The following is a 25,534-nucleotide window of genomic DNA, read 5'->3' on the forward strand; positions in this document are numbered from 1 at the left end:
ATAGCACAGGCCTTGCCGTATCTTTAATCTTTGAATCGAAAGATTTATATGGTTCTAAGAAAAAATCTAATTGAAGCCTATTTTAAGTTGCTACCGATATCAGCGATATCCGTAATAGGGTTGGTTTGTTTGGTCACGACCTTTCAGTTGATCCAGCAGTATGCCTATCATATCGCAAATGAGTTTGATTTTACATTCAGCTGGGGCGAAATAGCGATAAAGTTGCTCATCGGAAATTTGTTTTGGGCAATTCTTAGTCCATTGCTACTGCTAATTGGTCAGCGCGTGGCTAATTCGAAGGGCCTTCGAAGTGCGTGGCAACTGGGTCACTTCACAATTGTCATGCTTGTGGCATTCGTACAGAATGCCCTATCACTTTGGTTTTACAATCTTAGTTATTATGTGCAAAGCGGCTATATGCGGGATTTTTTGGGTAGTAATAATCGATCAGAATTAATAACCGGATTTTTTACCAGTTTGATTGAGGGTGTAGTGATTATTGGTATATTCATGGCTATCGACTACCAAAAGAAATTGGCCAATAAGGAAAGGGATTTGGCCAAAGCCCAATTGGCTGGATTGAAAATGCAATTGCATCCTCATTTCTTGTTTAATACTCTTCATTCTATCTCTTCTATGATAGATATTGATGTGAAAAAAGCACAGCGTATGATCACCAAAGTAGGGGATTTATTGCGTAGTATGCTGTCACATAATGAAGATGAATTTATCACGCTGAAAGACGAAATAGACTTTATTCGTAATTATTTGGAGCTTGAACAAATAAGATTTCAAGATCGGATGGAGATTGATTTTTCCATTGATGAAAACGTGATGAAAAGCAAAGTACCAAATTTGATCCTACAGCCCTTGGTAGAGAATTGCATCAAGCACGGTGTTGCCAGGAGTAGTGGACATAGTAAAATTGAGGTTGCAGCTGCTTTATTCCAAAATGGGTCCAAAGTTTCTTGGGTGAAATTGGAAGTCAACAATTCTGATGATCAGGAATTGCGTTCATATGGCAGCGGAGGGTTTGGTATTGGCCTGAGCAACGTTGAGAAGAGACTGGCACAGAGTTATGGCGAACAATACTACTGCCATTTTGAAAAATTGGATAGCCATTGTTATAAATCTGAAATCAGAGTTCCATTAGAATTGAAAAATGATTAGATCTGTAATAATCGATGATGAATTTCTCGCAAGAGAAAGGCTGAAAAAACTACTTGATGATCAGGAAGACATTGAGATCATTGGCGAAGCGAAAAACGGAAAACTAGGAGTCGAATTGATTCAGAATAAAGCACCGGACCTGGTCTTTTTAGATATTCAGATGCCCGATCTGGATGGTTTCGGTGTAATAAATCGGTTGAATAAAGTGCCGCACATTGTATTTACTACCGCTTACGACCATTACGCACTAAAGGCCTTTGATATTCATGCTTTGGACTACCTGCTCAAACCATTCGATGAAAGCCGACTAAATGATACATTGAAACTCGTGAGGGATAGAATGTCTACTGAAAAATCGTCACAACTGGCCAGTCAAATGAAGAGCTTGTTAAAGACATTTGATACACCACCTGGCCAATTCCGAAAATCTTTTATTATGAAGGAAAGAGGGTTTGAGGTGGAGATATACGTAGATGATGTCATTTATATGGAGGCCCAAGGGAATTATGTAAAACTTTGTACGGAACAAAAAGATTACCTCTTTCGGATTGGTATGAATATTTTGGAATCAGAGCTCAATCCTCAACATTTTTTAAGAATACATCGCACCTATATTCTAAACAAACACTGGATTGCCAAGCAGACCTATCAAGGTAACAATGAGTTTAAGTTTGTACTTAAAAATAACTTCGAAGTCTCTTCTTCTCGCTCATTTAAGAAACACATTGCAGAGCAGACCAGCGATCACTAAATTAACCTTCCAACACATAGTTCATTCCTAACATTGCTTAGGATAGTATTTTAGCCACTAATTGAGATTCATTTTGAGTTCAAGTTCAAGTATGCCTTCCTGGTGGTTCGGGAAGGCTTTTCTATTTGATGAGTTGTATGCTGTTATCTTTTAAAAGGACGAGCTTTTGCTTATACAAAATTCCCAACGACCGTTTGAAATTTTTCTTACTCATCTGTAGCATCATTTGAATTTCTTCGGGCGAGCTCTTATCATGGATGGACAATTTTCCGTTATTCAATTGCAGGCGCTCCATGATCTTTGCAGCACCATCTTCCAGCTGATCCATTCCTATTTTTCTTAGGCTAATATCAACCTTACCATCCTCTCGTACTTCTTTCACAAATCCCCTCATCTTTTCGCCTTTGAGAAGCTCTTGAAATACTTCGTTCTCATAGACCAGACCTTGATATTTGTTGTTAACAATTACGGCTGTGCCCAGCGGTGTGGTTTCTCCCACGATCAAATCGACCTCTTCATCATTTACCAGATCGATGTTTTCAGATTCGATGTAGTAATGGATTTTGGCACTTGCTGCCATTCGCTTCGTGATTTGATCAAGATAGACATAGACCATGTGCCACTGTCCTGGCCGCATATTTTTTTGCTGTTCGCTGAAAGGTACCAGCAGATCCTTTTCAAGTCCCATGTCCATAAACGCCCCAATATTGTTTACATCCTTGACTTCAAGGCACGCAAATTCATTGCGCATTACCTTAGGCGTGAGAGTGGTTGCTACTGGTCGATCTTCAGAATCCGTATAGACAAATACCTGGAGCTCATCTCCGTCCTTGGCATTTTCAGGAACATATTTATTGGGCAGTAAAACTTCGGAATCCTCTTCATCTACAAGAATGGCCCCGGGTGGAACTATTCTGGCAATGCTGAGTGTGTTGTATCGACCGATTTCTATCATATGGCAAAACTAGACCTTTTACACAGGAAATCCTTCAAGATTAAGAACCTTGAAGGACTTCGCTGAAAAGGGGGGCTATTCAAAAATCAAATTCTTTGTTTTGCCAACTTCTTTGATGGAATTGACCATAGCTTGATCCAGTGTGTTTACCGGAGCTTCAGTAGGTTTGTTTTCGGCGATATACTGCTTTCTTTGCGTGCTTAAGGTCTGAATTTCCTTTTTAATTGCTTCTCTTTTTTGAGTCAACTCTTTCACATAAGCCTTTTTCTCTTCGGAATCCATTTTTTGCATCGGTTCTGGCAGGAACTTATCATCTACCGATTCCAGCACCTCTTCATTGTCTTCATAGGCGTCCACCAAATCCCAACTTGAGTTTTTATAAGCATGCGAACTTTTTGAGATAGCTCTTTTTACTTTGTTAGCCTGGCTATAGAATTCGGCATTTTCATCTTGTGCTATCTGTTTTTCTTTCTTGCTTCTACCTTGTGCACCATAGTGAATATAGGTTTTATTCATCTCATCATTGAGCCTGTCGATTTTATCATCGTATGGTGTTCGAATGTACACTGTTTTTTGATTTTGTTCAATACTCATATAAGATCCACCTGTAAGTGTAGCGCCATGTTTCCAAGAAGTACGGATGCCTTCATTGTAGTCACCACAGAAAATGGTGTTTACTACGATGTCATGTTCTTTAGCCAATTTACAAGCCGACTCATAAGGCACATTGCCTTGACTGAAGGGTTCGTTTCCAGCAATAAAAATCATTTTCAGATCTGCTTTAGATTTTGACCAGTCCAATTTCTTTATTGATTTATCTATGGCATATCCACAGTATTCGTCGCCACCATTGGTTGAAAGTCCAAACAGCTTTTCTGAAATCTCATCGAGGTCAGTGGTGAGGTCGGTAACCATTCGCATGTATCCTTCAGCCTGTGGCAAACCATCATTGCCGTATTCGAATAGTGCGATTTGAATATCAGGCCGTGTACCATTTCCACATTTGGCCGCTGAAAGCTCATTAACAATTGTCCATAGTTGTGATTTTGCCTGATCGATTAGGCCGTCCATGCTGTTGCTGGTGTCGAGCAATAAAGCAAGCATAATTTTTTGCTTGTCAGGGGAAGGTGTCGGTTTAGCCTCTGTGTTAGGGGAGAAGCAGCCGAGCGTAAGTATCGAAATAAGAAAGAAAGCGATAGTTCTTACAGATGTTGTGATTGAATTCTTCATGATTTTTGTTTTAAAATGATAATTCAAATGTGAGCCGTCTCGGGCAAACAAAATAGTGCCGTTGAGCGAGGAGTCACTTTCATTGAGGGAAGCGAGTGTTTGGTTTAGTAGACTTAGGTTTTGGCGGGCGATGATCTGTTTGTGCGTTTTTTATTCCATCTTTTTGTATGCAAATTTGTTAGGTTACATGATTAAATAATCGAAATGCGAGAACCACGAATTGTAGATTTTGCACCCAAAAAAAATGGAAGGGATCTTGGCAGAAGTGTCTTACACCAATAATCTGACTGGAAGCCTTTGTGGGCACTTTATGTCTGGAATAAAAGAAGTTTGGTTTCCCATGATGAGAAAAGAGAATTGATAGCAAATAAAATTATATCGACCTTTTTGATGCTTTCGCTTTTTAGCAGTCTGCTGTTCGCCCAGGATAAAAACAAAAAATCCAGATCGAAGTACGAGAGTCTGTCCGAGCGTAACATTTCCGTCGACCAGAGTGTGCCTGGCCTCCTGCAAGAAGCCGAGAACCTCATGGTAGCAGACCCTGCAGCTGCGCTCGATAGGGTAGAGCAGGCCCTGGCTACCAGTATTACTCAAAAGAGCAGTTACAATGAAGCTAAATGCTATTTGGTGCTGGCCAGAATAAACGAACATCAAGGCGAGACGGAGTTGGCCAGTCAGAACTATTTAGACGCCTACAAAAGATTGGTAAGCGTCTACAATACCACACCTGATTTCCGAACGACATTAGAAGGATTGGGAAGGGTCAATTTTAATCTATCACTTTTCGATCAATCAAAAAGATTCTATGAGGATTTGCTGAACACTGAAATAGATGAGAATAAGAGATTGGAGACCGAATTAAGAATTGCCGAAATAGAAGTAGCGCTTGGGAATGCGCCTAAAGCATTGGAAAAAGTGAGTCAGCTGGAACCTTCACTAACTAGCAATGAATCCAAATCCTTGCAATCAAGGGGAAGAGCGATAAAGGCGCGTGCCTATGCTCAGCAGGATGATTTTGCCGCAGCTGAAAATTCGTTGATTCAGTCGGCAGATGAGACAGCTGGAGAGTCTTTTTTTGATACTGATTCAGAAATACTTGACGAGGTGGTTTCGGGTAAGTTCGTGCCTGAGGATGAGGAAGCTGAAGAGCTGTTAAATATCTATCAGCAGCAGGACCGAAAAGAGGAAGAAATTGCGCTAAGGGAAAAAATTGCGGTGAGTAAGGCTGACGCCAACTTGCCCCTTCAGGCAACCAAACAACGCCAGGCGATCGGTAAGGTATTAATTGAACAAGGACGTACGAATGATGCAATCAGCCAACTGAGACAAGCCGCAGTTTTGGCGGATTCAACCGGCAACTTTCAAGAGCAGGCCAATACCTATAAAGCACTGGCTGAAGCCTACAACCAGTCTGGTGTTAAATCAAAGGCCATTGAAGCTTACAAGAGCCACAGCCTTGCTTTGGAGAACCTCATTGAACAACAGCAAACTCAACGAAGTGTAAGAGAAAGTCTTCTTAAAAAGCAGCAGGACATTCAAGCCCTTACTAAAGATTTGGCCTTGGACGAATCTAGCTACTTGCTTGAAGAGACAACGACAGAACTGCAGGCTCAGCAGCTGAGAGGGCAGCGTCTTTTGATCTATGGATTGATCGGACTTCTTGTTCTGGTGATTACGGCAACCTATTACATTTATCGCAACGCAATGAAAACAAAACGTGTAGGGCAGTTGCTTGCGCTTAAATCTCTGCGATCACAAATGAATCCGCACTTTATTTTTAATGCTTTGAACTCAGTTAATCAATTTGTCACCTTGAATGACGAAAGAGCTGCCAACAAATTTCTTGCTGAATTTTCTAAACTGATGAGAATGGTATTGGACAACTCACAAAAGGAATTCATCAGCCTGAGAGAGGAGCAGGAGATGATCGCCCTTTACCTGAAATTGGAACACTACCGCTTCAGAGACCAATTCGATTATGGTTTTGAAATAGATCCCTCGCTGGATCTGGATGAACTTGAAATTCCGCCCATGTTGATTCAGCCTTATATTGAGAATGCTATCTGGCACGGACTCAGATATAAAAAGGAAAAGGGCCACCTTCAGGTAAATATTTATCAGAACGGGGATGGTATTAAAATCAGTATTGAAGATAACGGAATTGGTCGTGTAGAATCTGCCAGACTTAAAACCGACAATCAAAAGAAAAAGAACTCCGTCGGCCTCAAGAATACGCTTGAACGAATTGCGATCATCAATCAAGTTTATCATACCAATTATAAAATCAAGATTACTGACCTTAACGAAGATTTGTCGGGAACATGTGTGGAGATATTAACCCCCAAAAATCATGGATAAGCTGAAAGCCATATTAGTAGATGATGAACAGGATAGTAGACAGATCCTGTCTAATTACCTTGCCAAATACTGTCCTGATGTTGAGCTTATGGCAGCATGTAAGAATATTCAGGAAGGTTTGGAGGCCATTAAAAAGATCAGCCCGGATCTCTTGTTCCTTGATATAGAGATGCCTTTTGGAACTGGGTTTGATTTGCTCGAGCAGGTCGAGGATATCAGTTTCGAAACAGTTTTTGTCACGGCCTATGATAATTATGCAATTCAGGCTTTGAATATGAGTGCTGCCTATTATTTATTAAAGCCTATTGATATAGACGAACTTGTAAACGCTGTAGATAAAATCAAGTCTGAGAAGGAACAAAATGTTGACTCATTCCACGTGCAGGTATTATTGGACAATATCAAACAAGAGAATGAGCGACCTAAGAAGATCATGCTTCCTACATTTGAAGGCTTCGAAATTGTTCCAATTGATCAGATCATCTATTGTGAAGCGGATGACAACTTCACCAAATTTCATCTAAAGGATGGTAAACCGCTATTGATTTCCAAGACATTGAAACACTTCGAGGAAATGTTGCCAAAAACTAAGTTCGTACGTATCCACAGATCGAGTCTAATCAACACAGATTATGTTGTGAGATATACAAAAGGAAAAGGAGGGTATGTGACTATGGAAAACGATGTTGAATTGGAAGTCTCTCCTAAGAAAAAGCCTCAATTTCTTGAGGCTTTTAAATAGTATTAAAATATAGGCTCACCGTTATTTAGCTCTACGAGTTCTACGCGGCCCTTACCCAGGAAGGGAAGCTTAGTTTGTATCAGGAGTGGGTACTGATTCTTGTCCGAACTAATCCAGATTTCAACAGGCCTTTCTTTTTTTAATTTATCGTTTTCCGGAAGAAGTAGATGCAATCGATATGCCCCGACATTCCTATCATTGAATTCAATTACTTCCTGTCCCATGTATCTTACACCAACTTGATAAAGTTTCCTTTCGTAATGCGTGGTGAGCATAACAGAATCACCACGATTGAGACTAAACCAATCGTAATGTTTGAAGTACATGAATGTGCCCAAGACGTCCTGAGTATCTTCCTGTAGTTTCAATTGCCAAGATCGGTTTGGGTCCTCCTTCCTATGATCTATTACTTTAACATCCACCAGCATAGAATTATAGTCATAATTAGTCCATTGCTCCCAGGTACTTTTGCCAACGGTTACATTTTTTTCATTGTGAATAGGTTTTAGCGTTTGCTTGTCAATCATTGAAGTATAATGATCATCAAGACTCCCGAGCCAGTTGCCCAGGCCCAAGGTTTCGGTATATACACCTACTTTGTAGCATGGAGACCCATCCCAATCGGAATTGTTATCTATCGTTACTTCACCGCTACCAATGGTGAACCAACCTATCTTCAACTTGTATTTGAGGTTTTCCTTTTTATCCTTTGATCCGTCTGCTCCATTAGACTGTGCATATAGCGTATGGCTGATGAAGAGCGTAAACAGGAATATAAATTTGCCAAACTTAAAATTCATATTTCTCATTTTTAGGGTGAGCAATGATACTAATTTTGACCTTATTAAATTGTAGTTTTGGTACTTCTAAGTGAACCAAGCAGTAATTTAATTCAACATCATCGAGTTCTTACAAAATTCAAACCAAAACTTATGTTTGATGCCTTGGGTGCATTTGCACATTGACACCAATGGATTCGTTAAGGCCTGTTGCAACGCCAATATAACATTTGGGAATATCAATCGGCAAACACTCGATGAAATTTGGAATGGCAAAAGCATTCAGAAATTTCGAAAATCACTGTTAGCAGGTAAACGAGATGTTCGATGCTCGTCCTGTTTTTCAAAAGAAGAGGCCGGTAAAAACAGTATGAGAACTGAAACCCTAGAGAAGTTTAGTTCCAGGAAGGTTTGGGTAGATCATACAGACTCAAATGGGTACTCTGCTGAATCAAAGCCTATTTATTTAGATATACGTTTCAATAATCTGTGTAATCTTAGATGTCGGACCTGTTGGCATGGAGCAAGCTCTAGCTGGTTTGAAGAAGCGAAGGAGCTAAAAACTCATCAGGGGAAAAAGGCAGTAATAGCTGCCACTGAAGACACTGCCTCATTAATCGACCAACTGTTGAATGCAGGTATAGAGCTGGAGGAAATTTACTTCGCAGGAGGTGAGCCTTTGATGATGAAGGAACATTATGATCTGCTCGAAAAGCTTGTTGAGATCGGAAACACCAATGTTCATCTCAGATACAATACCAATTTGAGTAAGCTAGAACTCAAGAGACGAAATGCCTTAAGTCTATGGAAGAAATTCAAAAAAGTCACTGTTTCAGCGAGTATTGATGGCCTGGGTCCGCAGGCTGAATATGTACGTAAAGGCCTGAAATGGAGTATTTTTATTGAGAATATGAAGATTATAAAATCTGAATTGCCCCACGTACAATTGGAAGTTGCTCCAACCATTAGCATTTTTAATGTGCATACTCTTGGAGTATTGCATCGCTATTTTGTGGACGAAGGTTTGATACATATAAATGCCGTCTACCTCAATTTATTGTCACGCCCTGATTATTACAACATCAAAGTGCTTCCCAAAGAGCTTAAGCAAAAAGCCCAATTTAGTCTTACTGAGCATATGCTATGGCTGGAAGAAATGGGAGCTGACGAATCGTTGATTTCTGAATTTCAATCTGTGTTCCTGTTCATGAATCAAGAGGATTGGAGCAAAAAAATTCCAAATTTAAGAAAGAACCTTGCAGTATTGGATGAAATGAGATATGAAAGTTTTCAAGATGTTTTTCCCGAGCTCAAGCCTATCCTTAATCTCGTTTGAAAACAAGTTGATCTTCCGTTGAGGCCTTAGGGTCGAAGTAGTACCCTTCATAGTCGAACCCTTTAAGTTGCTCTGCTTCGTTGATCCTGTTTTTAATGATGTACCTTGCCATCATCCCTCGGGCCTTTTTTGCAAAGAACGAAATGACTTTGTATTTGTCATTCTTCAAATCCAGAAACTCAATGTGGATCACACGGGCTTTTAGGCTTTTTCGATATATAGCTTTAAAATATTCATTTGATGCGAGATTAACGATCACATTGTCATCCTGTTCTTTTAGATCTTTGTGAATTAATTTCACTATTTGATCATTCCAGTATTTGTATAGGGTAGGGTGTTCGCCGACTGAAAGACTAGTACCCATCTCTAGCCTGTAAGGTTGAATAATATCCATCGGACGCAGTAAACCGTAAAGGCCAGACAAAATCCTTAAATGTTTTTGTGAAAAATTTAAGTCTTCATCGTCAAGCTGATTGACATCTAGGCCGATATACACATCACCTTTGAAGGCGTGAATGCTCGGTTTTGAATTGTCCGCTGTATGTTCTCGTCGATAATCTTTATACCTTCTAACATTGAGATCCGCAATGTTTTCGCTTACGTTCATCAATGATTGTATCTCGTGGCTCTTTTTTTGCCTTAGTTCACGAATAAGGCGGTTGGTCTGAGGGGAAAATCGCGGGAACGTATGATGATCAAACTTAGTGTTGTTATCGAAGTCTAAAGTCTTGGCGGGAGAAATTACTGTGATCATTGTCTGCGAAGAAAGAATATGTGAAAGGCGAAATTAAAAAAGATTAATTCGTAATCCTTTATGGTTAGTGTTTTCTGAATCAATTATGAATATATCTTTTCTAATATATGAATTACATAAAATCGCAAAATGTTTCTTCTGACATTGAACGGTAGAAAACAATTAGGTAAATTATTATCAGATTTACCTTTAGATTGATGGACAACAAATTTCTTTGCTAGAGCACAAACGATATATTTATATCAAACCACGGTTGACAATAAGATATTTCCAATTCCTGTTGATTTTGACACTGCTAACTTTTAACAGTGTTGAACTAATGGCCCAAACCGAGTCTCAACCAGTTGTCCAACCTTCTTTTGATACCTGGACTTCATTATTTTTATTTGTGTCTCTTCAGGCCATTTTTGTATCAGTTGCGCTATTCAACCTGAAAGGAGCACAGGCTCAAGCCAACAAGATTTTGGCATTTCTACTTCTTACTTTTTCTGTCATACTTTTTAGTTATGTGCTGTACTGGACAAAGTTCAATCAGGAATTTCCTTATCTCAATGGCTGGTATCATCCACTTATTTTTTTATCTGGCACTCTCTTTTACCTCTATGTTAGAAACATAACGACCAATTGCAATTTGAGAAAGAAAGATTGGTTGCATTTTATAGGCCCGATAATGGTTATGTGTGCATTGTCGCCATTGTTCATTGATAATTTCATTGGCGAAAGACATTTTATACTTGACAAGAGATTCCATCTGTTTTTTAGAATCGGAATCAACACCTATTTCAAACTTACTTACCTGGGGGCGTACCTATTTTTGTGTTACAGACATTATTATCAGGCCAATTTGAAAGAATCCTATCTAAAGCCTTGGTTTAATTATTTGCTTATTAGTTATACGGGCTATTATCTGACCATCGTGTTGTATTATGCTTTAGTAAATCTTAGTTTTTTTGATGTCACTTGGGATTATATGATTTCGTTCGCCATGTCCTTCTTTATATTTTGTGTAAGTTTCTTGGGATACATCTATCCACAAGTGCTTGCAGGGAAACCTTTGTCCAATATAGTACTCCGTCACAAATACAAAAATTCGGGACTAACTGAGCAGGGAGAAATCGAGGTTCAGAATAGATTAATCCAATTGATGAAGGAAGACCAGTTATTTCTACACAATGACCTCTCGCTTGATGAATTAGCCTTAAAAGCCAACACAAGCAGACACAATGTGTCCCTTGTAATTAACAAATACTTTGAACAGAACTTCTTTGAATTTATTAATAAATACAGAATTGACTATGTAAAGGAGTTGTTCCTTAAACCTGAATGCCAAGGTGAACATATCATTCAACTCGCTTATCGTGCAGGATTCAATAACAAGGTATCCTTTAATAAGGCTTTTAAGAAGTTTACAGGAAAGACTCCACTGTCATATAAGACCGAGAAATCCGTGTAAATTATCTTTTCAAAAAGATAAAGTCACCGCCCTCATCTCCAGCACCTTTGATGTCTCCAAACTGTGGTACCTGACCATGACTATTATTCATAACAGCGATTTTGAAAGAACTGAAAAGAATTTCAGCAGGCAGTAGACTGCGCTCGTTTTCTTCCAATCTTTTTGCCAGGTATTCAATAAATACACTTTTGTCAGGCACAGTCTTCATAGCACCGCTGGTTATGGCTTTTCTACTAGGTAGCTTGGCCAATTCAAGCGAAGCCATGTTTTCAATAAATACGTCCCTGGTTTTGAAAATACCGCCACTGAAACATGCATCGGCGACCAGAAGAGTGTGCTTCGTATGAATTCCTCCTATATAGTCTCTTATCATCGCATTCGATAACCAAGCGGCCTTGGAAGTTCTTTTGGCATCACTAGGTAGCCAAAACCCTTGTTTCAAATCTTCATCCCATACGCCATGGCCTGCATAGAATATGAAAAGATTGTCATCTTCATCAATTTTGCTCTGCAAGTCATCGAATGTTTCGATAATCTCAGTCCGCGTTGGATTCTGCAGGAATGTTATATTCTCTTCTTCAAATGTGTAGTTTGTAGTAAGAATATTCTTCAACCTGTTTGCGTCATTGATAGGCCCATCCAACTGAGTGATAGATTGATCTCGATATTCGTTTACACCAATCAGGAGCGCATGATATGTTTTAGTACTAAAGTAATCTACGATTCGTGAATCCATTTCTGACATGCCTGACTTGGCTTGACTTGGTTTTGGGCGATTAGCAGGTGCGGATGCAACAGGAGTGGCGGGAGCGGGGGCTGTTTTAATCAGGCCATTCAACAATCGATCTGCTTCATCTGCTACGAATAGCGCCTTCTTTTGCTTACCGAATTCATAAACTTCCTTTCTGTCGGTAACGATCTTGTAGTTAAATTTCTCAGAGGTGACAGCATCATCAAGTAATTGGCTATTTCCCACAACCTTGAAAAACGGAGAGTTTTCTTTGAATGCCCGAGCCTTGTCAAAGGGAACTTTTACATTGTAGGTCATCCCATCGATAGTAATTGGAAATTCTTCTTTATCAGCATCGTATGTACCCAATTCAGATATCCTGGTATAATATTCGGAATAAGAACCTTTTATTTTGTCTCTAAATAAGGCAGCGCGTCTTTCGCTATCTCTTTTTTCTTTTTCGGCCAAAATCTTCCTTCTAGCTTGTTCCAGCTCTTTCGCCACTTCAGCTTCTCTGTTGGCCAAGTCACGGTAGTAATCAAATATGCCTTCCTTATAAGTCTCTGCCTGAACCTTTCTTTCTTCATAATCAGCGGTTCGCTCAAATTCTCCTCTGGGCCTAAAAAGCTCAGCTCTCAGGTTCATTTCTTTATCAATTTCCGTCTTGTATTTTCTGTAAATATCATCGCTACTGTCAATGGTTGTGACGGCTGACTGAGAAGCGGCTCTAGTCTGTGTAGAAGCTGTGGCAACTTGCGGAGCGCCATTGCTCCAAACCTCTACACCATTGTCTCTTGCCTGTAGCAATATCGTTGCTTTGTCTGGACTCATAGCAACTTTTTCAATTTTTAAGCCAGTGGATGAAATGAGCGAGATTTCATCATGTGGGTTGGACACATCTCTGATTTTTACGCCTTCCTCCCCATGAATCAAAATTTTATTATTCTCGTTCAGCACCCAGGCACCGTATATTTTGTCAAAATCTTCTGGGGTAGGAACGACCTTCCACTTGAGCAAATAACTTTTAGCAGAGGATATTTTCCAGAATCTAATGGTATACCTGTCAGTTGTGGTCATCCAATCTGGTTTGGAAGGATTGAGATCCATAGACTCAATTCTAGCGTCATGGTCTTTTAGTTTTTTCTCAATGATATCAAGACCGATGTTTTTTATCCAGATTTCTTCATTTTTTCCGATATAGATGTATTTGCCATCTGCGCTGGATTTGAAGGCTTCAACATTGCCTGCATTTGATTGGAATACGTCAAACTTCCTTGTATCAAGTTCTATTTTATAGATTTTTTGAACCGGATCAACTTCGCCTCGTGAAGCAAGAATATAGAGTTGTTTAGTTGAACTGTTTAAATCTACATATTTGATTTTTTCGAAAATTGTAATTTTACTAATCTGAGATCCATCTGAGGCGTTAGAAAAAACAATCTCGGAATCTGAAAAAGTCAAGATTTGATTGGCGTCAGGGTAAAACCTTATGAAGTTAATTTTATCTCTGTGAGGACGCACCTTATAATTTTCGGCCTTGCTGGCAAAATCAAACACAGATAAAATGCCAATTTTATTGCCCAAGGCGATGTATTGGTTGTTTTGATCTATTTGAAACTCTGTGATTTCTCCTGAATTATCTTCTAGCTCTGTGACCTTCTTGGTCTGACCGAAGGCATTCAGAACGAATACGCTGGTCGCTATTAAAATTAGTGAAACTTGCTTCATGATTTCCCGAGGTTTATTTGATTACTCAAATTTATCTAATTATCCGATACTTTGCCTGTTTTACCCCTAACTGTGCGGTTTTCTTGGCAGATATTCGACTAGAATAATTTTTTAGTCGATCAATGCAACTATTCGCGCTGCGAAATAATCATTAAATAGTCAACTAACTCAGGCATAACTATGTTGAAAAACTTCCTTAAAATCACTCTCAGAAACTTATTTAAGAATAAGTTATACTCTGCAATTAATATACTTGGCCTATCAATTGGCATTGTGTGTAGCATTTTGATCTGGCTTTGGGTAACAGACGAACTGTCGTTTGATAAATTTCTTCCTAAATATAAAAGACTTAGTCAGGTATGGGTACATGCTACTTTCGATGGAAAAATTAATACGTGGCAGTCGATTCCTCTACCTACTTATGAGGCTATGAAGACGGCTCATAGTAGTGTGGTGAATTCAGTGGTGACCGGATGGGGAGGAGAGCGACTACTTACCGTTGAAGATACCAGACTCATTAAGCCGGGCTATTATGTTAGTGAGGAATTTCTCGAAATGTTTGAGTATCCGTTGATAGTTGGAGATCCTGCCGTAGTATTGGACGACCCATATTCTATTGTAATTAGTCAATCACTTGCTCAAACTTTGTTTCAAAACGAAAGCCCTTTGGGTAAGGTCATACGATTCGAAGATCAGGTCAATCTCAATGTCACAGGAATTTTAAAAGATGTACCAGGGAATTCTTCATTCGAATTTGATTTTTTGGTACCCTGGAAACAAAGAGAGATGTTGAGTGAGTGGGTTGTTCGCAATAAAACCAATTGGGGTAATTACTCTTTTCAGGTTTTTGTAGAGCTCGATGATGAGAGTAAGAAAAAGGAGGTTGACCAGGTTATTTCAACGATGTTGGCAGAAAATGGAGAGGATGATATGCCTAGAGAGCTCTTTTTACATCCCCTGGAACGATGGAGACTCCACTCAAATTTTATTAATGGTGTGACCAAAGAAGGAAGAAATGATCATGTCAGACTCTTCTCGGTTATTGCCATTTTTATTTTGGTCATAGCCTGTATTAATTTTATGAATTTGGCTACGGCCAGATCTGAAAGACGGGCTCGAGAAGTAGGTATTAGAAAAAGTTTAGGGTCAACAAGAAAGTACCTCATCTTGCAGTTTATAGGGGAGTCCCTGATCATATCCATCATATCTTTCACTCTGGCCATACTCATGGCAGAACTGGTTTTGCCAGCCTATAACAATCTGGTAGATAAGCAGTTGTTTATTGATTATCTATCTTATGACTTTTGGTTGATTGGATTTGGTATGATTTTGCTTACCGGTATTTTATCTGGCAGTTATCCGGCTTTCTATTTGTCTTCTTTCCGTCCAGTGGAGACCTTGAAAGGAACTATAAAAGTAGGAAAGGGTGCTACTTCACCGAGAAAGGTTTTGGTAGTGATACAATTTGGATTTTCTATTCTGTTACTGGTAAGCACAGTAGTTATTTTTAGGCAAATAGAATTGGTGAAAGATCGTGACCTGGGCTATGATCAGTCAAATCTAATTTCAGTTGACTATAGTGACGAGTTGGCCGAAAACTATGATTTATTGAAAACTCAATTGTTACAATCGGGAGCCGTTGAAGCTGTGACACGATCTAATAGCCGTATTACCTCGATCAACTCTAACAATTTTTTGAGCTGGCCAGGAAAACCTGATAACCTAAAGGTCATTTTTACTACAATTTCTACAGAATACGACTACACTAAGACAATGGGTATCAAAGTCTTACACGGACGAGATTTTTCGAAAGAGTTTACTACTGACACATCTTCTATTGTGATTAACAAAGCTGCATTGGAATTGATGGGATTGGAAGATCCAATAGGCACGACCCTCGATTTGTGGGGTGAAAAAAGACAACTGATCGGGGTTGTAGATGATGTCATTATGGGATCTCCGTATCAGGCAGTTAAACCTATGTTTATGATAGTTAACCCAGACTGGATTAATGCCATTACAGTGAGGCTTAAAAACAACGGCGCATTAAATCAAAACTTGAAAACAGTTGAGGCCATATTTGATAAATACAACCCGGCCTATCCATTTGACTATCAATTTGCTGATGTCGAGTTTCAACGAAAGTTTGATACCATTAATATGACACAGCGCCTGGCAACCATATTTTCCTTTCTTGCTATTTTTATAACAGGACTTGGCCTTTTTGGGCTTGCTTCATTTACCGCTGAGCAAAGAACCAAAGAAATAGGCATTAGAAAAGTATTGGGTGCGAGTATTGTCAGTTTAATTGCATTGATGTCTAAAGATTTTTCGAAACTTGTGCTGATTGGCTTTTTGATTTCCACTCCGTTCACATGGTATTTGCTTGATCAGTATCTAGAGCGTTATCCGATTAGAGTAGATGTTCAGTTTTGGGTATTTCCTGTTGTTGGTCTAATCGCTCTCGTATTTTCGTTGCTAATAGTTGGAAACCAAGCAGGAAGAGTAGCTCGGGCTAATCCAGCAAGATCGCTAAGAGACGAGTAATTAAAAACTGTATGCAATAATGCAAACTTTTGCCTTGCAGCAAATTAATTTTGTTCATAGTTCAGGCTAAAATTAGAATATCATTATCTTGCGCGTCTATTATAGTTGATCTATTTTAGAGTCTCCCCATTATCCTAAATATATTTCCTCAAGCGATGGCTGGGAGTATGCATTTTTGTGAACAAAAAATTGATGGTTAGGACAAAAGCAAAGCACAAAACTTTACTACAACTTTCACGGTCTGATTATTTGCACAACGGCAGATTCAAAGAACTTGTACAGGAGGTGCTGACTGCTCTTACTTTCGAGTTGGATGTCGAGCGCGCGGGCTTTTGGATATTCAATCAGGAAAATAACCAGGTGAAGAACCTGTTTCTCTATGACCGGCTTGAGGAAACAATTCTGAAAGGAGAACAATTTGCTCAGTCTGATTGCCCAAATTTTTATGAAACTCTCAGATCTAAATTGATCATAAAAGTTGATGATGTAAGGAATAGTAAAATTGCCGAAGAAATCAGAAAGACCTATATAAAGGCCAATGAAATCAAATCCATGTTGGGCATACAGGTTTGGTACAAAGAGGTAATATTGGGTGTGATCTTTGTTGAAAAGACCAGTGAAATTCAGCATTGGACTACTTATGATAAAATATTTTTGACGACAGCAGCCTCTTACATTTCACAATCTTATAGTTCTCAATTAAGAATAAAAGAGAAAGGCTTGCGTCAACTCACCGAGGCCAATTATCACTCTGTATTTAACGATAGCCCTGTTCCAATGCTGATATATGATCCACAGACATGGGATATTCTAGATGTAAATAACGGAGCAATGACCTTGTATGGATATAACCTTGATCAGTTCAGGCAGTTGACCCTGATGGACTTAAGAATAGATGCCGGCAGGACTACAAGCTCTGCTGATCTGGACTATCAGCAGAAACTCAATGCTAAATGGAAAACATCTGAATGGGAACATCAAAAAAAGGATGGATCCGCTTTCACCGTTCAGATATCAGGTCATTCCACCACCTACAGAGAACAAAAAGCAAGAATTGCAGTCGCTATAGATATTACTAAAGACAAAAAGCAAAGGGAAGAAAAGGAAGCAGTTATTGCGAAATTGGAAGACTACGCTTTTTATGCTTCTCACAATATTAGAAGACCTATATCGTCTATATTGGGTATTTTAGATTTGATAAAAATGACTTGGGATGATAGAGAAAGCTATGAAGAATTGATGGCAAATCTCCAAATTGCCACAATGGACTTGGATGAAGTTATTCGAGTAATGAATGCCAAGCTGGACTTGGATTAAGAAGAAATTAAGTTAAGAATTGTAAGATACGAGGATGAAAAATAAGGTAAGGGATACGATATTAAAACGAAGCAGCTTTATCATTTTGATGCTATTGATTCTGAGTGCATTTGCACTGCTAAGAATGCTGGCAACTCATCAGGATATTGACGATGTAGCACGAATCGATTTGCCTTTAGTCGAAATACTGACCCAAATTGAAACCAATCAATTGGAACAATCCATAAATTTCGAAAGGGCAATTAGATATGCGGAGGAGTTTGAAAAGCATCAATTTGCAATGCAAAACTTTCAGAAATCAGATAGCACATTTCGCTATCTGGCTGCTTTGGTAGATCAAGACTTAATAGATGCGGAAGAGCAGGTAGATCGCGCTTTGAAGAATACCACCAGCAGTAGTCAACTATCCAAATTAAAAACGTTGGAGGTGGCTTTAAGAAAGTTGGAATCTGAACATACAAGCTATGAGAACCATGCGCTGGAGGTAATGGAGTTCTTAGAAAACGGAGATCTTGAAATGGCCATGCTGAAGTCTGAAAGGGTCGAAGCAGAAGAGAACGAATTTAATGGTCAGATCGAAGGAGTACTGATGAGACTTGAGATGTTTACCGAGTCTCAGGTGGAATCCGTAGAGCAAGAAGAAGAATTGTCTATGCAATGGATTGTGGTTCTGACCATTTTCTTTACCACTTTGTCTTTGGTTGCTGTTTATACATTCAGTTACAAAATTTGGGTACCCCTAGAGCAAATTCGAAAGGGAGCAGAGAGATTAGGAGCGGGGAACCTAGATACACGAATCCAGTTGAAGCCAGAAAGTATCACTGAAGATTTGGTGGATGCCTTCAATAATATGGCCGATAGGCTGCAAACTGCACAGGCTGAAATCGAAAGATTTACTCATTTTTCTTATAGTACCGCTCATGATTTGAAGGCTCCGGTCAACAACATGAAGTCGTTGATTGAAATGCTTGAAAATACCAAGATGGGCGACAATAGTTATGATACCGTATTGAAAAATGTGAAACGAAGCGCCGATCAGTTATCAATGACCGTTAATGCACTTAACGATGTGAATCATCTTCGTGCCTCTTTAAATGAGGATGCTCAGCTAATATCATTTGATAAAATCTTGGCGGAAGTTGCACAGGGTATGCTCCAAGATATCAAGGATTCCAATGCAACTTTTAGAAAGGATTTTTCTGCGTGTAAGCAAATCAATTATCCTCCGCTGCACTTGAAGAGCATTATGCAAAATCTATTGACTAATGCCGTGAAATACAAAAATCCGGAGAAACCTCTGGTTATCGAATTGAGAACGATGGTTAATAAAGGTAGAGTAACCTTGACAGTAAAAGATACCGGCTTGGGATTTGATGCTGTAAAATATAAGGAAGAAATTATGAAGCCTTTTGTCCGGCTTCACTCTCACGTAAATGGTAGCGGGTTAGGTATGTATATTATCAATACCATACTGAGTTACCATCACGGAGAATTGCATGTCGACAGTCGTCCCAAGCAAGGGGCTAAGTTTACTGTACATTTGAACGAAATGGACTAAAAACCAGTTCCTTCGTCGTTTTCTGTTTTCGGTTGAATAGAATTTGGATCTAATTCTTTTAAATGATGAATATGTTCATCAACCAGATCAACGCGTTCTGTTACAGCATCTATATACTGAGTGAGTTCTTCTTCAAGTGCTGATATGTCCTTGTCGAAGCCACCGCTATCTTTTTTGGCTAGATTTTTTTCAATGTCAATAACTTTTTCACATTCTAGTTTTAGAAATGCAACAAAATTCGGAGTGGTATATTTTGTTTCAAGAGTTAATATGTCATTCAACGTCTCTTTTGCGGCGAGATCCTTACTGGCATCATATTTCTCATTAACTGTGAAATACAGGGTGGTATCGTAGTGATGAATATTACTCAATAATTCAGAAACACTTTTTCTGTAGGCCTTTGAATGGCAATATTCTTTCATGCCAGCATAAGTCTCCATTTTATCGGCTTCGACGTCCCATGCCGTGCGAAGTTCATCAACAATGAAAATGATATCGTTTGGCTTTTCTTGGGCAAAAAGTAGAGAAGAAGATAGAACAACCGTTGCGAAAATTGCAAAAATATATTTCATAGTTACAGAGTTAAGTTCTAGTTTGGTTTAAACAAAATTATAGTTTCTTAGTGAAAGAAAAAGAATGGACGCCAAATTAAAGACTTATCTGTCGGCAAGAATTCTTCTTTCTAAATGGTTGACTACTGGCACAGTACTAGATTTATATAAAGATTCCTTATTTTACATTGATATCAACCAATTATAATTATGAGAGTATTATCTATTATTATTCTAAGCTTAATTCTTGCTCTGGTAGCTCAAGAGAGTCAGGCTCAGACCTATGCAGATGCATTCAAAGATGGAGGAAAATATTATAAACACGCAAGATATGAAGAGGCCATTAAGAAATTTAATGAAGCGTTGAAATATCAGAACAGGTCCGATAAGGCCTGGTTTTATCTTGCAATGTCCTTCAAACGTAACAAGCAGCCCGAACAGGCTTCCATTGCATTCGAAAAATTGCGGGGAGTAAATCCCAATTACAATCCTGCTTTTTATTTTGAGGGAGGAGAAGTGTTTATCGAATTAAACAGATTATCGAAAGCAGAGCGATATTTTGAAACATTTCTAAAGAAATTCCCTGATGTGCCAAAAAATACAATGAAAAGGCATGAGGCAAAAAACAGATTAGAGTATGCGCAAAAAAGCCGGGAAATCAGACAACAAGACAATACTACATCGGACCCAATATTAGTATCCAAGTTAAATAGCTCTGCAAATGACTATGCTCCACAGGTGAATCCGATAGGAACAAGATTGTATTTTACTAGTGTTCGTCAGGGGGGATTTGATAATGTTCAAGATAGCTCTCGGGCCAATCATTATGGAGAGGATATCTATGTATCAAATCTTCAAAATAATGCCTGGAGTGAACCTAGAATGCTTCCTGAGCCAATTAATTCGATCAATGATGATTTTGGTTCGGCCTTTACCGGTGATGGCCAAACGATGGTTTACGTTCGCTGTGGTGGAAAAGAAAGCGTAGGTAATTGTGACCTTTACATTACGACACTTGATGGTACCAAATGGTCTGAGCCCGTCAATATGGGCAATGTGGTTAATAGTAAAGATTGGGAATCTCAGCCCACCATAAGCTCGGATGGAACGCGGATCATTTTTACCTCATCTAGGGATGGAGGATACGGCGGAGCCGATCTGTACATGACCGAGATTAATCATTTAGGAGACTGGGGAATACCTCAGAATTTAGGAGGTATAATTAATACACCATTAAGCGATAATAGCCCTTTCCTCGCTGCTGATGGTAAAACGCTTTATTACGCAACAAGCGGGCACCCAGGTCAGGGCGGTGTAGATATTTTTTATAGTGTATTTGAGAATGGTAAATGGGCCAAGCCAATAAATTTGGGCGCTCCAATAAACTCATCAGGAGAGGATAAAAACTTTAGTATTTCAGGATCAGGCAAAGCCTATTTTTCTTCTTCCAGAAATAGTGATAGCTACAACATTTATGAGACCGAATTGCCGGATTATCTAAAGCCCAAGCCAACGGCTGTGATAGAGGGCGTAGTTTCTAACGCTAATACAGATGAACCATTAGGGGCCTTAGTTTTGATTGAAGATATTGATACTGGTGAACTGATTGCAATCAATAAGAGTAATTCAGAAAGTGGGGAGTATCTGGTGGTGCTTCCAGCGGGAAGAAATTATAGTGTTTCGGCAAGTAAGGATGGTTATTTCTTCTATTCTCAGAGCTTCGATTTGCCAAAGGATACTACATACCAGGAGATTACCAAGGACATAGGCCTGGAACCAATAGAAAAAGGAACTAAAGTTGTTCTTAATAACATCTTTTTTGAATCAGGAAGAGCAGAACTCAAACCTATTAGTTATGTCGAACTGAACAAAGCAGCTGAACTGTTACAGAATAATGGGTCTATGGTTATTGAGGTAGGCGGACATACTGATAATTTGGGGTCAGAAGATGCGAACTTGAGATTGTCACAGGCAAGAGCTAATGCAGTAGTTGAGTATCTAAAACTTGCTGGAATTGAAGAAGCAAGGCTTCAGGCCAAAGGGTATGGAGAATCGACACCAATAGCAGACAATAGTACAAATGATGGCAGAAAAGCCAATCGTCGAACTGAATTTGTCATTGTTGAGTTTTAGCATTTACTGAATATTTTTTAAGCTAGCGGAAATGCGGTTGTTTTTTTATAAGCAGTTTTTAACTTATCTTATAAAAAAACAACCGCATTTTTTTGTCAGTTTATAATATACGTGCATGCGAATAGTTCTTGTCTTTTTATTATTGGAATTGGGCATTTATAATAACTCCAATGGACAAGAAATTGGTTTTGACCCTAAAAGTGGTGTCAGAGACATTAGCATTTCACAATGGACCGATGAAGACGGACTCTCTTCAAATAATGTTACATCCGTTTTTCAAGATTCAAAGGGGCTAATTTGGATTACTTCATTCAACGGGGTGATGCTCTATGATGGTGAACGTATCGAAATTTATGACATTAACAATCTCAACATTCTTGAAACAGATGGTTTTTATGCTGTAGTAGAAAATGATCAGGGCATTATCTTCTTCGGTTCACAAGGAAGTGGCCTAGTCAAATATGACAACGGAGAATTTAAAGTCGTTGACCCCAAAGGCGAAATTCTTCCAAAATCAATTCCATCACTCTTAGTCAGCCAATCAGGAATCATATATATAGGGAGCAATAATAATGGTTTGTATGCCTTAGACGGGGGTAATTCTTTTAAGGTTGATATTCCTGAATTAAATCAAAGTACGATAACCAGTATTGTAGAACATAAGGAAGGTAGGCTATGGGTGGCGACCGAAGACCGTGGAATGTTTTACTTGAATAATGGAAAACTTCAAAGGCAATTGACAACAGAAAATGGGTTGCTAGACAACCATGTAAAGAATCTGGCTTACACCAGTGATGGTTGGTTGATGATTGCTACAACCAATGGTCTGCAACATATTGATCCAATGGGTGAGCTGCATACTGTTGAGAGCCTGGCGGGCGTTTATATCAATTGTTTACTTGTCGATGGTTGGAATTCAGTTTGGGCAGGGGCAGAACTTGGATTAGTAAGATGGAATCGAGAACAGAATAAGACTAATTGGTTCTATGGCAAAAGAGGAATAGATCTGGTACGCATCAGTTCATTAATTATGGACAAAGAAAATAGCTTATGGCTTACTTCAAGCAGAACAGGACTCATTCGTTTGAAAGAGAGCATGTTGTCCAATATGTCCAAACCTCAGCTTGCGAGCAATAGAGTGAATATCGTGCATCAGTCATGGGATGGTAACTTATACATAGGTACAGACCAAAATAGAATAGATGTCCGGAGTGGAAATAATTACTCTCACATAACAATAAAGACGGATCTTGGAGGGAATGGTATTCGAGATATTTATCATGATCCAGATGGCTCTTTTTGGTTAGCCACCTATGTCGGCATTATTCATAAACAAGGAATTAAGGAAAAGGTATATTCAACTGAAACAGGTATGCCTGCCAATAATTTTCGCACAGTCCTCAAAGATCAGCGAGGCGACATGTGGTTTGGGTCGCGATCGGGCGGACTGGTTAAATTCAGGAAAGATCGGATTGTGGAGGTCTTCAATAATGGAAACCGGCTCAAATCTAATTTTGTGCTTAGCGTAACGGAGTCTGTCAATGGAGACATTTATGTGGGAACTCATAGTGGTGGAATGACAGTTTTTGAGCAATCAGGAAAGACTCAGACTTATCACTTGAAAGATGATGACTCAGGTGTCCTGCTATTCAATATTGATATGACCTCAGATTCGACCGCATTGGTTACCGCTAATATTGGTTTGTTGAATTTTGATGGTAATGACCTTAAACTTGTCCAACTGGTATCGGATAGGAGAAGTAAAACCTACTTTGATCTGATCGATGATCAAGCTGGAAACCTCTGGATGACTTCTAATTTAGGCATTTTGCAAATCAATAGTACGGATTGGAGCCAATATCAAAGCGGACGAATTGATCAATTACCTTATCAACTTTTAGATGAAAATAATGGAATGGACAATAGAGAGTGTACTGGCGCCACGAGATCCATGCTCTCCTCAGACGGAAGAGTTCTGATCCCAACTTTAGGTGGTGTTTGTGAAGTAAATCCGAGACGTCTAAAACAAAATAGCTTAGTACCTAACGTTCAGATTAGAAATGTGTTTGTTGATAATGATAGATTAAACCCGACAGAAAGCAATGTATCAATCGAGGCTGGAGCACTGCGTTATATTTTCGAATTTGCCGTACTGAGCTATACTGCACCTGAGCGCAATCAGTTTAAATATATACTAGAGGGTTTTGATAAAAATTGGAGTTCGTCCGAATACGACGGACGAGTTGAGTATACGAATTTACAGCCGGGCAAGTATACCTTTCGTGTGATAGGAGCGAATGAAAGTCAGATTTGGAATAGAACAGGGGCAAGTTATACATTCAGAGTGAAGCCTTTTTTTTACCAAACCGTTTGGTTCTATTTACTCATTCTATTATTGATCGTGGTCATATTTTTAGTGATCTATAGATGGCGGATTTCTTTCATAAATAGACAAAATGTAGAACTGAAGAAGGTGAATGCGGAGTTGGATAGATTCGTGTATAGTGCATCACATGAAATAAGATCCCCATTATCTTCCATATTAGGGTTGATAAACCTGGCAAGGATGGGAGACACTAATAAAAGAGTCGAATATCTAGATCACATTGAAAAAAGTGTCAATCGGTTGGATGAGTTTATTCATGACATCGTTGACTACTCCAGAAATGCCCGTTTAGGAATAGAGGTGCAGCAGGTTGATTTTGAAACCACCATATCGAATATCCTCGAAGATATAAGTCACACTGCTAATTTTGAGAAAATCAGATGTGACTTGTCATATAAACATACCATAGATTTTTATAGCGATCCAAGTCGCCTAAAAGTCGTGCTTAGCAACATTATCACTAACGCCTTCAAACACCATCGCCCCGAGAACGTAGAGAAACCCTTTGTGTCAATACAAACGTCGGACTATAAAGAATCTATACAAATTCAGGTAACTGATAATGGACCTGGTATCGAAAAAAAACATCAGAATAATGTATTTGATATGTTTTATCGCGCGACTACGACCACCGAAGGCTCGGGGCTGGGACTGTATATAGTAGAAGAAACACTTGAAAAATTGCATGGTACAGTTCATGTCAATTCAGATCCAAGCAGTGGGAGTTCATTTACTATAATGCTGAAAAATCTGAAACCTGTATAAGGAAGAGTAGTCGGCAAAGAAGACTATTATGGTAAATATCAAGGGCAGTTTTGAAGGTGGCAACAAGAATTTCCTGCTTTGACAAAACACGTATCTGCATTTTGTCAACTCTGAAATAATGTAATGGGCACCGTTTGGATTAAATATGAATCTTAATGGTGCCATCTCGGATGTTGGGAATTCCTCTAGATAATGCTCATACGGCAACGTATAGATGGCGTCAAAAGATAGAGCTTGATTACAAGGAAGATAAGATCAGGAATATAGTTACGCCTTGTAATTTATTTGATA

The 25,534-nt window shown here is 39.0% G+C and carries 17 protein-coding genes; 11 read left to right on the top strand and 6 right to left on the bottom strand.

All coding sequences use genetic code 11. The features are described from left to right. Positions 1–48 precede the first annotated feature (48 nt). Entirely contained in the window at positions 49–1,170 is a 1,122-nt protein-coding gene (locus ABJD64_RS08915) for a histidine kinase (protein WP_348181902.1), read from the top strand. Then, on the top strand, positions 1,163–1,921 hold the full coding sequence (locus ABJD64_RS08920) for a LytTR family DNA-binding domain-containing protein (protein ID WP_348181903.1): 759 nt from the start codon (positions 1,163–1,165) through the stop codon (positions 1,919–1,921). Before ABJD64_RS08915 ends, ABJD64_RS08920 begins: the two co-directional genes overlap by 8 nt. A 121-nt stretch (positions 1,922–2,042) precedes the next feature. On the opposite strand, the gene ABJD64_RS08925 is transcribed toward ABJD64_RS08920, so the two are convergent. Both ABJD64_RS08925 and ABJD64_RS08930 read right to left on the bottom strand, forming a co-directional pair. Then, positions 2,043–2,876 (bottom strand): S1-like domain-containing RNA-binding protein, encoded by an 834-nt coding sequence (locus ABJD64_RS08925; protein ID WP_348181904.1) that lies wholly within the window; start codon positions 2,874–2,876, stop codon positions 2,043–2,045. A 75-nt stretch (positions 2,877–2,951) separates the two neighbouring features. Then, positions 2,952–4,106, bottom strand: coding sequence for a VWA domain-containing protein (locus ABJD64_RS08930; RefSeq protein ID WP_348181905.1), 1,155 nt, complete (start codon positions 4,104–4,106; stop codon positions 2,952–2,954). Positions 4,107–4,496: 390 nt separating this feature from the next. On the opposite strand from ABJD64_RS08930, the gene ABJD64_RS08935 reads away from it, so the two are divergent. Next, positions 4,497–6,464, top strand: coding sequence for a histidine kinase (locus tag ABJD64_RS08935; protein ID WP_348181906.1), 1,968 nt, complete (start codon positions 4,497–4,499; stop codon positions 6,462–6,464). Beyond that, the gene (locus tag ABJD64_RS08940; protein ID WP_348181907.1) at positions 6,457–7,206 is read left to right on the top strand and encodes a LytTR family DNA-binding domain-containing protein; all 750 of its coding nucleotides are present in this window, start codon (positions 6,457–6,459) and stop codon (positions 7,204–7,206) included. Before ABJD64_RS08935 ends, ABJD64_RS08940 begins: the two co-directional genes overlap by 8 nt. 2 nt (positions 7,207–7,208) lie before the next feature. Here the strand turns inward: ABJD64_RS08940 and ABJD64_RS08945 are convergent, their stop codons facing one another. Next, positions 7,209–8,006: a DUF3108 domain-containing protein gene (locus ABJD64_RS08945; protein ID WP_348181908.1), complete on the bottom strand. Its 798-nt coding sequence runs from the start codon at positions 8,004–8,006 to the stop codon at positions 7,209–7,211. Positions 8,007–8,142: 136 nt separating this feature from the next. On the opposite strand from ABJD64_RS08945, the gene ABJD64_RS08950 reads away from it, so the two are divergent. Next, a complete protein-coding gene (locus ABJD64_RS08950; RefSeq protein ID WP_348181909.1) occupies positions 8,143–9,321 on the top strand; it encodes a twitch domain-containing radical SAM protein in 1,179 nt (392 codons plus the stop codon). On the opposite strand, the gene yaaA is transcribed toward ABJD64_RS08950, so the two are convergent. After that, complete coding sequence (gene yaaA / locus ABJD64_RS08955) at positions 9,308–10,075, bottom strand: peroxide stress protein YaaA (RefSeq protein ID WP_348181910.1); 768 nt, start codon at positions 10,073–10,075, stop codon at positions 9,308–9,310. The genes ABJD64_RS08950 and yaaA overlap by 14 nt on opposite strands. A 319-nt stretch (positions 10,076–10,394) precedes the next feature. Here yaaA and ABJD64_RS08960 point away from each other — a divergent pair, with 319 nt between their 5' ends. After that, positions 10,395–11,528, top strand: coding sequence for an AraC family transcriptional regulator (locus ABJD64_RS08960; protein ID WP_348181911.1), 1,134 nt, complete (start codon positions 10,395–10,397; stop codon positions 11,526–11,528). Position 11,529: 1 nt separating this feature from the next. Here the strand turns inward: ABJD64_RS08960 and ABJD64_RS08965 are convergent, their stop codons facing one another. Continuing rightward, the gene (locus ABJD64_RS08965; protein ID WP_348181912.1) at positions 11,530–13,986 is read right to left on the bottom strand and encodes a caspase family protein; all 2,457 of its coding nucleotides are present in this window, start codon (positions 13,984–13,986) and stop codon (positions 11,530–11,532) included. Between the two features lie 180 nt (positions 13,987–14,166). Here ABJD64_RS08965 and ABJD64_RS08970 point away from each other — a divergent pair, with 180 nt between their 5' ends. From ABJD64_RS08970 to ABJD64_RS08980, 3 genes are all read left to right on the top strand, one after another. After that, positions 14,167–16,533, top strand: coding sequence for an ABC transporter permease (locus ABJD64_RS08970; protein WP_348181913.1), 2,367 nt, complete (start codon positions 14,167–14,169; stop codon positions 16,531–16,533). A 192-nt stretch (positions 16,534–16,725) separates the two neighbouring features. Next, a complete protein-coding gene (locus ABJD64_RS08975) occupies positions 16,726–17,850 on the top strand; it encodes a PAS domain S-box protein (protein WP_348181914.1) in 1,125 nt (374 codons plus the stop codon). Between the two features lie 34 nt (positions 17,851–17,884). Next, on the top strand, positions 17,885–19,408 hold the full coding sequence (locus tag ABJD64_RS08980; protein WP_348181915.1) for a HAMP domain-containing sensor histidine kinase: 1,524 nt from the start codon (positions 17,885–17,887) through the stop codon (positions 19,406–19,408). Here ABJD64_RS08980 and ABJD64_RS08985 read toward each other — a convergent pair. Beyond that, positions 19,405–19,980 carry a hypothetical protein gene (locus ABJD64_RS08985; RefSeq protein ID WP_348181916.1) on the bottom strand — a complete coding sequence of 192 codons (576 nt, stop codon included), beginning with the start codon at positions 19,978–19,980 and terminating at the stop codon, positions 19,405–19,407. The genes ABJD64_RS08980 and ABJD64_RS08985 overlap by 4 nt on opposite strands. Before the next feature lie 189 nt (positions 19,981–20,169). Here ABJD64_RS08985 and ABJD64_RS08990 point away from each other — a divergent pair, with 189 nt between their 5' ends. Together ABJD64_RS08990 and ABJD64_RS08995 are read left to right on the top strand one after the other, a co-directional pair. Next, on the top strand, positions 20,170–22,092 hold the full coding sequence (locus tag ABJD64_RS08990) for an OmpA family protein (protein ID WP_348181917.1): 1,923 nt from the start codon (positions 20,170–20,172) through the stop codon (positions 22,090–22,092). 115 nt (positions 22,093–22,207) lie between these two features. Next, positions 22,208–25,243, top strand: a complete 3,036-nt coding sequence (locus tag ABJD64_RS08995) for a two-component regulator propeller domain-containing protein (RefSeq protein WP_348181918.1) — start codon at positions 22,208–22,210, stop codon at positions 25,241–25,243. Positions 25,244–25,534: the final 291 nt, after the last annotated feature.

Source organism: Reichenbachiella sp. (genome assembly GCF_039944555.1).
Taxonomy (GTDB): domain Bacteria; phylum Bacteroidota; class Bacteroidia; order Cytophagales; family Cyclobacteriaceae; genus Reichenbachiella.

Bases quoted from the DNA above. Each gene is read 5' to 3' on its own strand.
- ABJD64_RS08915 (WP_348181902.1), top strand. From the start codon at position 49: ATGGTTCTAAGAAAAAATCTAATTGAAGCCTATTTTAAGTTGCTACCG.
- ABJD64_RS08920 (WP_348181903.1), top strand. From the start codon at position 1,163: ATGATTAGATCTGTAATAATCGATGATGAATTTCTCGCAAGAGAAAGG.
- ABJD64_RS08925 (WP_348181904.1), bottom strand. From the start codon at position 2,876: ATGATAGAAATCGGTCGATACAACACACTCAGCATTGCCAGAATAGTT.
- ABJD64_RS08930 (WP_348181905.1), bottom strand. From the start codon at position 4,106: ATGAAGAATTCAATCACAACATCTGTAAGAACTATCGCTTTCTTTCTT.
- ABJD64_RS08935 (WP_348181906.1), top strand. From the start codon at position 4,497: ATGCTTTCGCTTTTTAGCAGTCTGCTGTTCGCCCAGGATAAAAACAAA.
- ABJD64_RS08940 (WP_348181907.1), top strand. From the start codon at position 6,457: ATGGATAAGCTGAAAGCCATATTAGTAGATGATGAACAGGATAGTAGA.
- ABJD64_RS08945 (WP_348181908.1), bottom strand. From the start codon at position 8,006: ATGAATTTTAAGTTTGGCAAATTTATATTCCTGTTTACGCTCTTCATC.
- yaaA (WP_348181910.1), bottom strand. From the start codon at position 10,075: ATGATCACAGTAATTTCTCCCGCCAAGACTTTAGACTTCGATAACAAC.
- ABJD64_RS08960 (WP_348181911.1), top strand. From the start codon at position 10,395: ATGGCCCAAACCGAGTCTCAACCAGTTGTCCAACCTTCTTTTGATACC.
- ABJD64_RS08965 (WP_348181912.1), bottom strand. From the start codon at position 13,986: ATGAAGCAAGTTTCACTAATTTTAATAGCGACCAGCGTATTCGTTCTG.
- ABJD64_RS08970 (WP_348181913.1), top strand. From the start codon at position 14,167: ATGTTGAAAAACTTCCTTAAAATCACTCTCAGAAACTTATTTAAGAAT.
- ABJD64_RS08975 (WP_348181914.1), top strand. From the start codon at position 16,726: ATGGTTAGGACAAAAGCAAAGCACAAAACTTTACTACAACTTTCACGG.
- ABJD64_RS08980 (WP_348181915.1), top strand. From the start codon at position 17,885: ATGAAAAATAAGGTAAGGGATACGATATTAAAACGAAGCAGCTTTATC.
- ABJD64_RS08985 (WP_348181916.1), bottom strand. From the start codon at position 19,980: ATGAAATATATTTTTGCAATTTTCGCAACGGTTGTTCTATCTTCTTCT.
- ABJD64_RS08990 (WP_348181917.1), top strand. From the start codon at position 20,170: ATGAGAGTATTATCTATTATTATTCTAAGCTTAATTCTTGCTCTGGTA.
- ABJD64_RS08995 (WP_348181918.1), top strand. From the start codon at position 22,208: ATGCGAATAGTTCTTGTCTTTTTATTATTGGAATTGGGCATTTATAAT.